Consider the following 13,905-nt stretch of genomic DNA (forward strand, 5'->3'; position numbering starts at 1 on the left):
CCGGTCAGACTCGTCGACCCGACCAATGCCGTGACAGCGCACGGCCCTCACCGGTCGGGCAAGGACAATCCCTTGGTCGACTCGCACAACTCGATGGCCGACGCGTGCAGCGCGTCGGCCATCGAAACCCACGTGGCGTCGGCGTTCCGGGCGCGCGCAGCATGACGATCTCGCGCACCACACCGTCGCCGACGACATTCGTGGTTGCGACTCCGGGAGTCGGGCGGCACCCAAGAGCCGGCACGATCACGAGCCCGAATCCGGCCGCGACCATGCCGTGGATCACGGCGTAGTTGTTGCTGCGGAAGGAGATGCTCGGCTCGAAACCGGCCTCGGCACACAGGCGCAGCAGCGTCGTGGCGCCCGCTGTCCCGGCCTGGGGCGCGATCCAGGTCTCGTCGCGCAGGTCGGCGAGTGTCGCGGCGTGCCCGCGCGTGACGAACCGCTTCGGACGCTCGCTGCTCGAGCTCGGCGGCAACAACGCCGCGATCGTCGCCCCTTCGGCGGACCTCGATCTGACGATCCGCGGCATCGTGTTCAGTGCCGCGGGCACCGCGGGTCAGCGCTGCACGACGATGCGTCGGGTCATCGCTCACTCGTCGATCGCCGAGGAGCTCACCAGCGGACTCATCGACGCCTACTCGCGCCTGCCTGCCGGCAACCCCAATGGCCGAAGGCACCCTGGCCGGAACGCTGATCCACGGCACGGCCCATGCGGCGATGGTCGCAGCCATCTCGCAGGCCCAGAACGAGGGCGGCAAGCTCGTCGCTGGTGGCCGACGCGGCTGAGGACGCAACTCATTCGGATGTCAGGTCAAAGACCCTCGCTCGACGCTGTCTTGCGATCCTGCCGGAGAGCGGCGGCAACACCGCGCTCCTGAAGCTGGCTCTGGTACTTGGCGGCGTCCGCGAACGCAACATCGAATTCGGCGTCGAATGAGCGAGCGATGCCCTCCTTGCTGGCTGCGAAGGACTCCGGCGGGATGGCCGGCCGCGAGCCGGTGCGCGATATCGATCGCCGTACCAGCACCGCTTGGCGGGGGACCAAGTGGTTCACGAGTCCCCAGTGTTGGGCTTCGTGGCCGTAGAGGGGCCGACCGCCGAGGATGACGTCTTTCATGCGTGCATGTCCGACCGTCATGTGCAGCAGTCGGGCGCCGACGGCGCTTGCCATTCCCGATCGAATCTCTGGTTGTCCCATTCGGGCGTCCGGGTGGGTCACGATGCTGTCGGCGCACAACGCAATCTGGAATCCTGAACCGGCTGCGACGGCGTTCACGGCTGCCACCACCGGTTTGGGGCAGCGGCGGACTGCGTCGTAGGTCCGCTTCAGCTGAGCCATCTGCTCAGCCGCCTCACGCAGCCACGCTCCCCGGGCCCGGCCGGTCGCCAGCAGCCCGGCCATGGGGGCGGATTCCCCGGCCACCGGGCCGCAGGTCCGTTCGAAGATTTCGGGGAACACGGTGCGGCCCAGCCGTTTCCGGGCCTGGGTGATCGCGCTGGCGGTGGGCGCACTCCAGGCGGCGTCCCAGCATCCCCACCGGTCCAACGACCCCGTGACCTTGGTCGCGACCTCGGTGTAGTCATCCTCGGTGAACAAGCACAACGCCATCGTCAGGTAGGCCACCACATGCGGTGGGAGTTTCCCGTCCGCACGTAGGGCCCCGACCCCGCACACCGCGACCGCTTCCTCGACCGCATCCCGGGGCACCGCCGCCACCAGCACACCGAGCGAGACCTGATCTGGCGACACCACATCCACATCCACATCCACATCCACATCCACATCCACATCCACATCCACATCCACATCCACATCCACATCCACGAGGAGTAACCGTGCCATCTACCCCCGTGATGATCAGGTCACCACGCCGAATCAGCAGCGAAAACCCTGACACAACACCATGATCAACTTACGCTACGTGGCATTGCGCATCAGCCCGGGCCCACCGACTACTGGATCTCAAACCTGCCCGCCGACACCCCGATCCGAACGCTGGTGCGGTTGGCCAAGATCCGCTGGCGCATCGAACACGACTACCGCGAACTGAAAATCGGCCTGGGACTCACCCAATTCGAAGGACGCTCCTTAGAGTTCCTAACAAAATAATCACTTCTAGTGCCTGAAGATCCTTAGTGGTCGATCATGGACTTGTGAGGAAGGGTGAGCAGCCGCCGTGGATCGTGCCGGATGAGTTTTGGGAGCGAATTGAGCCGTTGTTGCCGCGTTGGGAGAACGCGCTGCCCAAGCTGGGCCGCAAGCGGCTGCCGGACCGGCTGGTCTTGCAGGGCATCCTGTTCGTGCTGCATACCGGGATCCAGTGGGAGTTCCTGCCCCAGGAGCTGGGGTTTGGATCCGGAATGACCTGCTGGCGACGCCTGGCGGAGTGGAACGAGGCCGGGGTGTGGCAGCGGCTGCACGAGGAGCTTTTGGCCGAGCTGAACGCGGCCGGGAAGCTGGACTGGTCTCGGGCGGTGATCGACAGCTCGCATGTGCGGGCGGCGCGACGCGGCCCAAAAGCGGCCCGAGCCCGGTCGACCGTGCCCGGCCGGGCTCCAAGCACCACGTGATCACCGAGGGCGGCGGCATTCCGACGGCATTCAGCCTGACCGGCGGCAACGTCAATGACGTCACCCAACTCCTCCCACTGGTCGAAAAGATCCCGCCCGTGCGAGGAAAGCGCGGGCGCCCCCGCCGCCCTCTACGCCGACCGCGCCTACGACTCCGAAAAACACCGGAACGAGTTGCGCGACAAGGGAATCGACCAGCAGATCGCCGAACGCGGAACCGGGCACGGCTCCGGACTCGGCACGATCAGGTGGGTCATCGAACGAACAATAGCGTGGTACCACGGCATGCGACGCCTGCGTATCCGCTGGGAACGCCGCGACGACATCCACGAAGCCTTCCTCGGACTGGCCACCTGCATCATCTGCTACCGACACATCAAGATCCTTTGTTAGGAACTCTTAACCGGCTGGCACCGCCACGTCACCGTCGTCTCCGCCGCGCACCTCTTCCTCACCGAACTCAGGTTGACAAGCCCAAAAGCACCTGGGGCGGCCTGACCTCCTACACCATCCTCAACGGACTCCGGGTACTGCTGGCCACCTGGACAGGCCGATGCCCCACCTGCCACCAGAAACCACCATGACGATCTAACAAAGCCCTAGCCGAATCCGACACCAGATGATCACCTGGGCGTTGCAAGCTCAGCGAACGTGTGATCTCGCGCATTCGCAGTGGAACGACGAGTCGTCCCCCGTCGATTAACTGCTCAGACCATGCGGGCGGAATATTCCAGCAGCCCACTTCTCCGGACTTTGATGATCTTGGGCCTGGGAGCGATGCCTAGGGCTTTGGTGAACTCAGTCGGCGTCGCAGGCATTCCACTGCGAAGTACTACGTCGAGCCGAGATAGCCGTTGAGCCATGCCTCGATGTCGGCCAGCGCTGCCCGCGCCATCGGAGTTGGGTGGGCCGTGAATCCGTGAGGGGAGTCAGGATAGAGGCGGAGATCGACGTGGACACCAGCTGCTGCCAGCCGCGCGGCCATGGCCAGGTTGTCCTGAAGCAGGATGTCTGCATCGCCGATAACCATCAGGACCGGAGGCAGGCCAGCGAGGTCGGCGTAGATCGGGGAGAGGTCCGGATGCGTGCGGTCGGATGCGGCCCCCGTGTAAGCCTTGAGGAAGTATTCATCGGAGATCAGGCGTCCGGCGGGCGTTTGTGCGCTGAGGTCGTAGGTTCCGAACTGCAGTACGGCGGTATCGACTGCGGAAATCCCCCGGTCCCGCAAGCGGAGAAGCGTGGTGATTGCCAGCGTTGCACCGGCCGAGAAGCCGCTGATGGCGAGCTTGGTTGTGCCAAAGCGGCCCTCTGCGTGCTCTGCGATCCAGAGCGCTGCGGTTTCGCAGTCGTCGGGTGCGGCCGGCCACGGGTGTTCAGGAGCCAGTCGGTAATCCACGCTCGCGACCGCGACGCCGAGTGCGTCCGCGAGCTGGCGGTTGCGGATGTCGCTGCCAGCGGCCGACCCCATGTAGAAGCCGCCGCCGTGGATTTCTAGGAGGACGCCCTTCGCTGGCGTGTCCACAGGAGTGTGAATCCGCAGCGGAACGCTACGGCCACCGGCGTCGACGACCTCCTCAACAGCCGGTGGTTGCGACGGGGCGGGCGCGGCGAGATCGGCTCGGATCGCGCGAAGCTCCTCCCAGCTGCGTGGGCCCCGACCAGCCACGCGATTCGCATAGAAGGCGCGAGACGCTTCAACGAGAGGCAGCAGGTGCGGATCGATCAGATTAGTGATTCCGAGTTTCATCGAGCTTCATAGTACGAATAGGGCCCACCGTCCAGCTCCTGGCGCGCCCTGAAACCAGTCATCGTGTCCAGATGAGCGTTGCGACCAGGGTGAGGTCCGGCGAGGTAGGAGCGGGCAGTCTTGTCGAATCATGTGGCGATGCCGCGCCACTGCTTGAGCTTGTTGAAGCGTTCCACGACGTCGCGGCCCTCGTATCGAGATCAACTCCGCCTTCGCATCCTCAGCGACCACGGTCGAGTCCCTCGCCCAGCAGTCCGATAAGGCGCTCGATCTTCCCGTCCACGACCCAATATTGTGCCGCAATCGGGTCGGCGCCTCCGGCGCGAGACTAGTTCGGTCTTGCCTCTGGCAATCCCAGATACGTCGCTGGTGAATGATTGCGCGCTGCTCGGTCGAGGCTCGCGAGTTTCTTCTTCGCCGCGGTGAGGCTGGCGGCCAGGCCCTCGGCTTCGCCGTGCCATCCGTTGGTCTTGGCCTCGCTGATTCTTCGACAGGAGATGCCGCCGTGGGGCCGGGGTGGCCGTTAGTCAGCCGGATGGCGGCGTTCGGGTCGATGGCAGTGAGGTGTGCTGTGCGCGACCGATTGGTGTTCCGTCGGAGGGTGTCGTTCTCGACTGTGAGGGCGTGCAGTGCGCGGGCGAAGACCTCGTTGGCGGTGCGGTAGTTGTCGCGCTCTTCTCGGAGTTCGTTGACGCGGGCGTTCAGCTGTGCAATTTCTTTGTGCAGCTTGGCTTCTCGGTCTGTCATTGCTTCGCGGGCGCGGCGTTCGTGTCCATTCAGGGCTGGTTTTGACCAGCGGGTTTGTGGCGGGTCTGGTGTGAGCGTTGGCGTGGCTGTGAGATGATCACGGTGTGAATCGAGCAGGGACGCAGTCTTCGTCGTATGACGAGTTGCGGTCTCTGGTTGAGGGTTTGGTTGCTCGGGTTGAGGTTCTTGAGGCGGAGAACGCCGAGTTGCGAGCCGACAACGCCAAGCTGCGGACAGAGAACACGGCGCTGAAGCGGAAGCTCGGTGTTGACTCGACGAACTCGTCGACGCCGTCGTCGCAGGATTCATTGGCATCGAAGGGGAAACGTCGCGCGCAGCGTTCACAACGGGTGCGGTCGAAAGACCGGAAGCGGGGTGGTCAGCCTGGTCACAAGGGTTCGGGTTTGACGCCGGCCGTCACACCGGATCGGGCCGAGACAGCGTCTGCACCAGAGGATTGTTCCGGGTGCGGGGCGGATCTCGCTGACGGCCGGGACGCGGGCACCTCCTGGACGCAGATCTGGGATATTCCGTCGATCCGCCTGGAGAAGGCGCACTACGTGCTGCCGCGTCGGCAGTGCGCCTGCTGCGGGAAAATCACCACGGCGGTGGTGCCGTTCGGGCACCAAAAAGTCTCAGGATACTGGCACACCCTCACCACACTCGCCAGATTCTGCCGAGTCCGCTCCTACCTCACCAGCGCCATCAACCACGGCCACCGCGCCATCCACCCCGCCCTCACCGGCAACACCTGGATGCCCCCAACCACCGCATGAACCCGGGGACTACCCCGTGAATGGACACCGGCGTTCGGCGAAGAACCGGTCTTTGAGGTCGGTGTGTTTGTGCGTCAGCTTGTTTCGCTTCAGCCCTGCCTCCTCGGCCAGGCTGATGATGTCGAGGTTGCCGGATGACCGCAGAGGTGTCCCCGCGAGGAGGCGTTCCATGGCGGCGTTGATCGCGTCGCGTCCTTCCTGGAACACTCCTACCCGATCGGGCGGCATCAGTCCCGATCGGGTGACATCAGTGGTGGATTTCCCGTAGGTCACACGCGCGAAGCGCCAGTACCTCATACTTGTGAGTGAGATCTATCGGCTTGGTTCAGGGAGGGGCGGCGACGGTGCCGGACAGCACTCAACCCGCTCGTGTCTCAGTAGCCGATCTACCGGAAGCGTTAGCCAGGACCGCCGAGGACCGCGACTGGACCGCACTCGAAGCTTGGTGCGACCAGCACATCCTCGCGGTGGAGGGCGAACTCGCCGCTCGGCTGCTTTTCGTGCTTAGCCAGGTGCCGGACGAGGAGCTGCACGCGCGACCGCGCCTGATGATCTCGTGGATCAGCGCTTACCACGCGGCGAACCAATCAGACGTCAGCGAGCTCCGGCCGTACCTGCGCCACTACACAGAACTCGGTACTCGCCTGGCGGCGACGATGGACATCGCGGGCGAGACTTCGGTGGCGACACTGGTCACAGTCGGCACCGCGGCGATGATCGGGTTACGCATGCAAGGGGCGTGTGCCGAGGCCGAGGAGTTGGGACAGCGCCTGACCACCCGCGCGGCGCAGCTCAGCCCGCTGCCCGGCGTCGATGTGGTACCGCGCACTGGCTGGCTTCCCATGCAACGTGGTCTGACGCGTTCGTTGATGGATGACTTTCCGGCCGCGGTCGAGTTGTACCGCCACGCGTATGAGCACGCGACGGTCGAGCCGATAACGGCGGCCACTGCCCTCAACGCGACGGCAAATCTCGCCATGATCTTCGCCGATCTTGGGCACGGTGGCATCGCGCGGCAGTGGCTTGACCGGATGCGTGGCTTCGCATCGCCGTCCCAGCGGATCCGGTTCCTGCTCACCGTGGGTGGGACGATCGCTGAGGGCTGGGACGCGCTGGACCGCTACGACGAGGCGAGCCTCGCGAACTGCCTGGAGATCACCGGTGACGGCACCAAGCAGCTGGAAGTCTGGCCCTTCGTAGCGGCGCTGGTGTTTGCACACGGGCTGTATCTCGGCGATCGGGTGACGTCGCTGGCCCATCTCGGCACGCTCCGGCTCAGCCACGCGCCCGCGCTCGTCAAACAGGGCACCGCCGTGCGGGTGATGCGACGCGCCCACGTCGAGCTGCTGATCGCCACCGGCCAGGCCACCCGCGCACTCCGGTTGATCAAGGAGGCGGACCCGCAAGCGTCGTGGCTCACGCTGCCTGCCGCCCGGCTCCGCCTGCTCAACGGCGAATACGAGGCGGTCCGCGCGATAACCTCGCGCATTTCCTGGCACGAAACCACCTCGCGCCGCGACGCCCGGCAGTTGCTGCTCCTCAGGACGATCGCCGCGCTGCGGATGGGCGACAAGGAAGAGGTCCACCGGGCAGTTCAGCTGGTCAGCCACGTGCGCACCCCCGATGAAGTACTCTCGCTCGCCTCGTTGTCGCCGGCCGATCGGGACGACCTGTTCCGGCTGGCCCGCATCCCCCTGACCGATGAGGCAGCACAGCGCCTGGCGCGGACCCGGCCGGTGTTCCCGGAACGCGTCCAGCTAGTCGAACTGAGCAACCGCGAGCAGGTGGTACTCACCGAACTGGGCGCCGGCCTGACCATCGCGGAGGTCGCGCGCAAGCTCGTCGTGTCCGTCAACACCGTGCGCACGCAGGTGAAAAGCGTCTACCGCAAGCTTGAGGCGTCCAGCCGCGAGGATGCGCTGATGCGGGCTTACGAGCTTGGTGTGCTCTGACGTCCACTATGGATTTTGGTTGACGGTTGTCTATTGTGGTCGATTTGTTCAGTGGAACAGTGTGGTGCCAAGTGGGTGTTGTTGGTCGAATCCGGGGAGTGTCAGGAAGGTCGCGCTGGCGGTGGTGGTGGTGAATTTCAGTAGTGCGTCGGAATGATCCATGCGGGTCAGGGTGTTGGTGAATGTTCGTATGTCGTTCTGGTGGCTGATGAAAAGCAGGCCGGGGGTGGGTTCGTCGGTGCTGTAGGAGCGACGGAGCATGAGGCCGACGCCAACGACGTTGGGGTGTGCTCTGCGGACGTGGGCGTCTGCCGGGATGAGGTAGCGTCCGTCCGGGGTTTTGGCGCCGAGGTCCGGGTCCGAGGTGATGGTGCCACCGGAGAGTGGGGCGCCGGTGGCTCGGTACCGACCGAAGACTGCTTCTTGGTCGGCAACGGACAGTGTGGCGAACCGCGGTAGATCGAGTTCCATGCGTCGCAGTACGGTGATGGTGCCGTCGGCGACTGGAGCCGGCCCGGGCAGCCATAGGTCTCGTTGTTCTTGGACGGTGGTGTGCGGGCCCACGATGCCGTCGATGAAACCGAAGAGGTTTCGTGGGGCGGTAAGGCCTTGATCTACGGGAATGTTCGAACCGCGGCGCCCGGACTGCCGCCAGCGTTCGTGTATCCGGTCACCGGCCTGGTCGACAAGCGCGGCAGCGGCGACCGGTACTACCAAGGCGTCGCTGGCGCAGATCTGTATCAGCAGGTCACCACCGTGTGCTTGCGGGGCGATCCGTTCCCGGGAGAACTGTGGGAGTTCCACGGCGCCGGGGAGGGAAGGATCGACCATGCGCACCAGTCGGGGGCCCACTCCGATCGTCACGGTGAGATCGCCCGGGGGTAGGCCCAGCAGTCGTGCATCGGTTCCCGCGGTGAGTGTGAGGATGGCCTGGCCGAGGTCGGCCAGTAATGGGCCGAGTGCCACGGCGTCGCCGAGGTCGGCCACCATGGCCAGCAGATTGGGCTGGGCCGGCTGCGGGAGCGTGATGCCCGCCTGATGCTGGCCCGTCGGTGACACGGGCGTGGTGGACGCGGGGGCATCACGTTGGCCCGGCTGAGGGGGGCCCGATTCGCATCCGGCGGTGAGGCCGGTGGCCATGACGGTACCGGTGACACCGAGGAACGCGCGGCGTGACGGGCGATGATCGGCTCGGTTCACGGTAGGGAGAGTGCCATATCCGCCCTCCCACAGGTGAATCCGGTGTCCATGCCACACTGCGATCATGTCTCGTTTCGGTCTTCGCGTGACAGTCGCGGTGCTGGGTACGCTGATACTCGTCTTGGCCGGCTGCGGCGCCGGCGATGACGGATCGGGCCAGGGCCGGCGACCGGCCGGTGCGCACGTGACGATCCGAGTGCCGGCTGACGCCCCGACGATCTCGGCCGCGGTGTCGCTCGCTCAGCCTGGTGATCTCGTGTTAGTGGCGCCGGGCGTGTATCCCGAGTCGGTGAAGATCGCCACGGCTCGGATTACCCTTCGGGGCGAGTCCCGGGACAAGGTCATTATCGACGGGCGGTTGCAGCAGCCCAATGGCATCGTCGTCGCCGCAGCCGGGGTGGCCGTGGAGAACCTGACCGTGGAGAACAACACGCAAAACGGGGTACTGGTCACCGGTTCGGCGAAAGCGGTTGCCGGATTGCCGGGGACAAGCGGCGGCTATGACACCGGCGACGAGCCCGTCACTTTCCTGAAATCGTTCTTGGTTTCCCATGTGACCGCGACCCGCAACGGGCTGTACGGCATCTACGCGTTCTCCGCGCAGGACGGTGTCATCGAGCACTCGTACACCTCAGGTGCGGCTGACTCGGGGATCTATGTCGGGCAGTGTAAGCCGTGCAATATCGTGGTGCGGGACAACATTTCCGAACTCAACGCGGTCGGTTACGAAGGCACCAACGCCAGTGGCGAGGTGTACGTGGTTGGTAACCGTTTTGTCGGTAACCGGGTCGGACTCACCATCAACTCCGACCATCAGGAGAAGCTGCTCCCGCAGCGGGGTTCCGTCGTCGCCGGCAACCTGGTCGCGGGCAACCAGCAGACACCGACCCCCGAGCAGGCCGACGGCGGGTGGGGCATCGGCATCGGCATCGATGGCGGCAGCGACAACCAGTTCATCCGCAACCGCATCGCCGGCAATACCAACGCTGGACTGGTGATTACCGCAACCGCCGACCTACCACCGGAGGGAAACCAGATCGTGGACAACACCTTCGCCGCCAACGGTATTGACGTCGGCTGGAGGTTTCCCACCGCCACGCAGGGACGGGGTAACTGCCTGCACGACAATGATCTGCGCACGACGGTGCCCGCTCAGCTCGTGACGACCGCGTCCTGCCCGGTTCCCGCCCAGTCGCCCACACCGTCGGGCACGTGGGCGATCCCGACGGCACCCGGCGGTATCCCGTTCACCGAGGTGGCTGTGCCTGACGCACAGCCACAGTTCCCGAATGCCACCACCACCGGTGCCACGGCTGTTCCGGCCGTTCCGGTACTACCGGAGACCGCAAGCATCCCGCTGCCCTCAGCGTCACTGCTCGCCGGCAAGGCGCTGGTGCAGACATCCTGAGCGGCGGCTACGGCCTCGGGCCGACTCCGGGTACCGGCTGAACCGGAACATATTCCCCGGTGTCGAAATCGATGACCACTGGCTGCGGTTCGGAAGCCACCTCGACCTGAACCCGATACATGGTGCCGTCCGAGCCGATCCAGTAGCGCACGGTGCCCGCCGTACCAGGGTTGGCACCGGCATCCGGCCCCGTCATGACGTCCACCTGGTGCCCGTCCCACTGGTCCTGTCCCCTCCAGGTGGCGCCGTTCTGTGGCAGTAATGCGGCGTTGTCAGGCCGGTCGCTGCCGAGACTGAGCGCGATGGCCAACGAAGCGTCCAGCGCACTACCCGTCGTGTGCAGCGGACGGCTGAACCAATCCGGCCCGGGCGGCGATGCCGGTGCTTCCGCCGGGGCGTTCGCCATCGGGTGGACAAGCACGGTGGCAGCCGTCCATTCGATCAGCCCATCGCTGGACGTATCACGCCCGGTACCGTGCACCACGCCGTAACCCAGTTCGGCGCGGTAGTCGATCGACCCCCTGATGACCAGCCCACCAGCGGTACTCGGCACGGTGATCGTCACCGCACGGCCCCCCGCCTGGTAATTGCGAAACCGCGTAATCGCCAGCCGGTTCGCCTCATCCGAGGTCAAAGCACGCGGACCGGCAGGGCCCGAACCGCCACCAATGACCAGAAACGCGACCACCGCGACACCCACCAAGCCCAGGACGGCCACCACCCACCATGGCCGCAACCACCGGCGCAGGCCAGCGCCCCACCGCACACGACACTGCCGGACTCTCATACTCCGCACGCCGCGCAACGTTAACAGGCCCGCCGATTCACCCCCTAATTCACCCGGTTTTTGGGTGTATATGCGGTGCATCGTTCTGGTTATATAGGCCGGTTCTTGCTCACCTGACAAGGGGACAACTATAGCTATGAACCGAGCCGGTAGAGGATTCAGCCGGACAGCCGGGAAACGTACGGGCCGGCTGGCGCGTGTGGGGTTGTCCGGGCTGTTGCTGATAGGCAGCGCGACAGGCCCGATGGTGGGGGTGGCCGGGGCTTCGGCGGCTGACGGCACACTGACGGTCGAGGTGCTGCGGGATTTCTTCGGCACAGGCGTGATTAACACGACAATGGATGTGCCGCAGCAGGGCATGAAGGTTGACGTTTCCGACCCCACTGGACATCACGTCACCGGCATCACGGATGCCACCGGAAAGGTCGTGGTGTCGTCGTCGACCGTGCTGACCGGCGGCCAGTACCGCGTCGATGTCACTGTTCCGGCTCCCTACAGCAATTATTTGCGGGCGGCGCCGGCTTCGACCGCGGCGAACCACTTCGACAGCTTCACCACGTTCGTGGACGTGTCGGGCGGCAAGAACGCCTCGGTGATCACCGGGGTCTGGAACGCGGCCGACTACACGCTCCCCGATTCCCGGTATTTCGTGCCGATCCAGAATGGTGCTAGTGGGACCGACACCCGGGCATTGGTGGCGTTCGGAGTGAACATCCGGGGTACGTGTCCCAGCGACGTGGCGTGTCCGACCACGCTTGCCACGCAATCCCAGGTGGGCACGACTTTCGGGCTGGCCTACGACAAGTACCGGCAGCGGCTGTTCCAGAGCGAGTTCGCCCGGCGGCACGCCCCATACGGGCCGGATGGTGGTGACGCCATCTACACCGTGCCGGTCAAGGGCGGAAGCGCGCCGACCCTGTTCGCGAAGGTGCCGGGCGCCGCGGTGACGCCGCACGACACCGCGAACATGATTAAGGATCCCGGGTTCACCAACGCGCCGGGTAAGGAGAGCATCGGTAGCCTGGCCCTGTCGGAAGACGGCGCGACGCTGTACGCGGTGAATCTGCTGACCCGGACCTTGGTGAGCTTCGATGCGACCGGGGCCACCGCATTACAACCCAAAGCGACGGTGCCGATCCCGGACCCGGGTTGCGCGGCGCCCACCGACTGGCGGCCGTTCGGGCTTGAAACGCACAACAACACGCTTTATGTCGGTGGCGTGTGTTCCGCGGAAAGCACTCAGAACCGGGCGGACCTGAAGGCTGTCGTCTACGCCTACGACGGCAGGCAATTCAGCACGGTGCTGACCCAGCCGCTTACTGCCGAGCGCGGTGACGTCTTTGCCGGTAGCCCGAGCGCCGGACAGAACAACCACTGGAACCCGTGGAACACCGACCTGTCAACCTGGGATAAATTCCGCCTGGGCAACGCCTTCATCAATCCGCAGCCGGAGTTGGCCAGCCTCGCCTTCGCCCGTGACGGTTCGATGATCCTGGGTTTCCGCGACCGGTTCATGGACGTTCTCAGTGCGCGGGGGCTGGACCCTCGGCCGGGCAACAACACCCCGGAACTCGGCATGTCCGGTGGTGACATCAACATGGCCTGCGCCAATCCCGCCGGTGGATACTCGTGGGAAGGCACCGGAAACTGCCCCAACCACGCGAAACCCGCCACCGACGGCGGCCAGGGCAATGGTGTCGTCGAATACTTCCCGGGCGAATTCTTTTCCGCCGGGCACCAGGAAACCGCGCTAGGCGCGGTGGCCTACATTCCGCAGCAGCAATGGGTCATCAGCACGGAGTTCGACCCGACCGTCCACATCGAGACCAGCGGAACCGGTTACCACAACATCAAGACCGGTGAGGGTCCCGGTAACAACCCGGCCGCCAACGCCTACGAGTTCGTCGGTCAGGCGCAGAATGGGTTCGGTAAGGCCGGTGGGCTCGGCGATATCGCCTATACGGCAGCGAATGCGCCGATCCAGATCGGCAACGTGGTGTGGTTCGACGGCGACCACAACGGAATCCAGGACCCCGGACAGGTGCCGCTACCGGGTGCGACGATCAACCTGTTGGACGCCAGCGGTAAGCAGGTCGCCACGACCAAGACCGATGCCGCCGGCGAGTACTACTTTGGTGGGGTCGGCGCCGCCTACCAGCTCACCCCGGGTGCGAAGTACACCGTGCAGTTCGACGTGTGTACCGCGAACACCAGCAAGGTGCCAAGCCAGCCGCCGGCTACCGAGCTCCGGTTCACACTCCCATTGGCCGGTGAGGACCGGGCGCATGACTCCAATGTGATCCCGCCGACCACCGGGCAGCTGTGCAACGGATACGCACCTGTCACGGCCCCGGCCAACCCAGGAGGTGTTGATCACACGATCGACGCCGGCGTGTACATCCCACAGGCACCGCCGACGACCCCGATGCCGCCAACATCGACACCGCCGACGTCTGAGCCGCCGGCGACCCCGATGCCCACCACGCCGCCCCCATCCAACACGCGGACGGACTCGCTGGCCGACACCGGTATTTCCAGCCTGCCAGTGATGATCTTCCTCGGTGTAGTGCTCCTCGGTGCGGGCGCGGCATTCGTGTTCGTGAGCCGGAAGCGTCGCGCCAAGCAACGCTGAAAACCGGGGTGGTCTGCCCGCCTGCGATCCGGAATAGCGCGGGCGGGCAGACCACGCCTGGTTGAGCTCTGTCTGGCTGGGC

Annotated in this window: 14 protein-coding genes and 1 pseudogene; 9 read left to right on the forward strand and 6 right to left on the reverse strand. The window is 65.3% G+C overall.

Annotated features, from left to right (window positions below):
* Positions 1 to 4 precede the first annotated feature (4 nt).
* Complete coding sequence (locus tag DL519_RS15930) at positions 5 to 553, reverse strand: LysR substrate-binding domain-containing protein (RefSeq protein WP_223839069.1); 549 nt, start codon at positions 551 to 553, stop codon at positions 5 to 7.
* On the opposite strand from DL519_RS15930, the gene DL519_RS15935 reads away from it, so the two are divergent.
* Entirely contained in the window at positions 435 to 881 is a 447-nt protein-coding gene (locus DL519_RS15935; RefSeq protein ID WP_223839070.1) for an aldehyde dehydrogenase family protein, read from the forward strand. The two genes, DL519_RS15930 and DL519_RS15935, sit on opposite strands and share 119 nt — an antisense overlap.
* Here DL519_RS15935 and DL519_RS46515 read toward each other — a convergent pair.
* A complete protein-coding gene (locus DL519_RS46515) occupies positions 815 to 1,846 on the reverse strand; it encodes an enoyl-CoA hydratase-related protein (protein ID WP_223839071.1) in 1,032 nt (343 codons plus the stop codon). The genes DL519_RS15935 and DL519_RS46515 overlap by 67 nt on opposite strands.
* Positions 1,847 to 1,948: 102 nt before the next feature.
* Between DL519_RS46515 and DL519_RS15945 the strand changes: the two are divergent.
* The 3 genes and pseudogenes from DL519_RS15945 to DL519_RS48705 form a co-directional block, all read left to right on the forward strand.
* Positions 1,949 to 2,092, forward strand: a pseudogene (locus DL519_RS15945) (IS701 family transposase); the annotation flags it as partial.
* Positions 2,093 to 2,157: 65 nt separating this feature from the next.
* Complete coding sequence (locus DL519_RS48695; protein ID WP_263399652.1) at positions 2,158 to 2,574, forward strand: IS5 family transposase; 417 nt, start codon at positions 2,158 to 2,160, stop codon at positions 2,572 to 2,574.
* Between the two features lie 54 nt (positions 2,575 to 2,628).
* The gene (locus tag DL519_RS48705; protein ID WP_263399653.1) at positions 2,629 to 2,967 is read left to right on the forward strand and encodes a transposase; all 339 of its coding nucleotides are present in this window, start codon (positions 2,629 to 2,631) and stop codon (positions 2,965 to 2,967) included.
* A 439-nt stretch (positions 2,968 to 3,406) separates the two neighbouring features.
* On the opposite strand, the gene DL519_RS15955 is transcribed toward DL519_RS48705, so the two are convergent.
* Entirely contained in the window at positions 3,407 to 4,321 is a 915-nt protein-coding gene (locus DL519_RS15955) for an alpha/beta hydrolase (protein WP_190815931.1), read from the reverse strand.
* A 516-nt stretch (positions 4,322 to 4,837) separates the two neighbouring features.
* On the opposite strand from DL519_RS15955, the gene DL519_RS15960 reads away from it, so the two are divergent.
* Together DL519_RS15960 and DL519_RS15965 are read left to right on the forward strand one after the other, a co-directional pair.
* Positions 4,838 to 5,113 carry a hypothetical protein gene (locus DL519_RS15960; protein ID WP_190815932.1) on the forward strand — a complete coding sequence of 92 codons (276 nt, stop codon included), beginning with the start codon at positions 4,838 to 4,840 and terminating at the stop codon, positions 5,111 to 5,113.
* Positions 5,114 to 5,172: 59 nt separating this feature from the next.
* Positions 5,173 to 5,844 carry a DUF6444 domain-containing protein gene (locus DL519_RS15965; RefSeq protein ID WP_397544948.1) on the forward strand — a complete coding sequence of 224 codons (672 nt, stop codon included), beginning with the start codon at positions 5,173 to 5,175 and terminating at the stop codon, positions 5,842 to 5,844.
* Positions 5,845 to 5,853: 9 nt separating this feature from the next.
* Here the strand turns inward: DL519_RS15965 and DL519_RS15970 are convergent, their stop codons facing one another.
* A complete protein-coding gene (locus DL519_RS15970; RefSeq protein ID WP_223839072.1) occupies positions 5,854 to 6,072 on the reverse strand; it encodes a hypothetical protein in 219 nt (72 codons plus the stop codon).
* Positions 6,073 to 6,188: 116 nt separating this feature from the next.
* On the opposite strand from DL519_RS15970, the gene DL519_RS15975 reads away from it, so the two are divergent.
* Positions 6,189 to 7,796 carry a helix-turn-helix transcriptional regulator gene (locus tag DL519_RS15975; protein ID WP_190815935.1) on the forward strand — a complete coding sequence of 536 codons (1,608 nt, stop codon included), beginning with the start codon at positions 6,189 to 6,191 and terminating at the stop codon, positions 7,794 to 7,796.
* A gap of 48 nt (positions 7,797 to 7,844) precedes the next feature.
* Here DL519_RS15975 and DL519_RS15980 read toward each other — a convergent pair whose 3' ends face one another.
* The gene (locus tag DL519_RS15980; protein WP_223839073.1) at positions 7,845 to 8,855 is read right to left on the reverse strand and encodes a Dyp-type peroxidase; all 1,011 of its coding nucleotides are present in this window, start codon (positions 8,853 to 8,855) and stop codon (positions 7,845 to 7,847) included.
* 226 nt (positions 8,856 to 9,081) lie between these two features.
* Here DL519_RS15980 and DL519_RS15985 point away from each other — a divergent pair, with 226 nt between their 5' ends.
* A complete protein-coding gene (locus DL519_RS15985) occupies positions 9,082 to 10,404 on the forward strand; it encodes a NosD domain-containing protein (RefSeq protein WP_223839074.1) in 1,323 nt (440 codons plus the stop codon).
* Between the two features lie 7 nt (positions 10,405 to 10,411).
* Here DL519_RS15985 and DL519_RS15990 read toward each other — a convergent pair whose 3' ends face one another.
* Entirely contained in the window at positions 10,412 to 11,122 is a 711-nt protein-coding gene (locus DL519_RS15990) for a hypothetical protein (RefSeq protein WP_223839075.1), read from the reverse strand.
* Between the two features lie 313 nt (positions 11,123 to 11,435).
* Here DL519_RS15990 and DL519_RS15995 point away from each other — a divergent pair, with 313 nt between their 5' ends.
* Entirely contained in the window at positions 11,436 to 13,823 is a 2,388-nt protein-coding gene (locus tag DL519_RS15995) for an SdrD B-like domain-containing protein (protein WP_223840296.1), read from the forward strand.
* Positions 13,824 to 13,905: the final 82 nt, after the last annotated feature.

This window comes from Saccharopolyspora pogona (genome assembly GCF_014697215.1).
GTDB classification, from domain to species: domain Bacteria; phylum Actinomycetota; class Actinomycetes; order Mycobacteriales; family Pseudonocardiaceae; genus Saccharopolyspora; species Saccharopolyspora hattusasensis.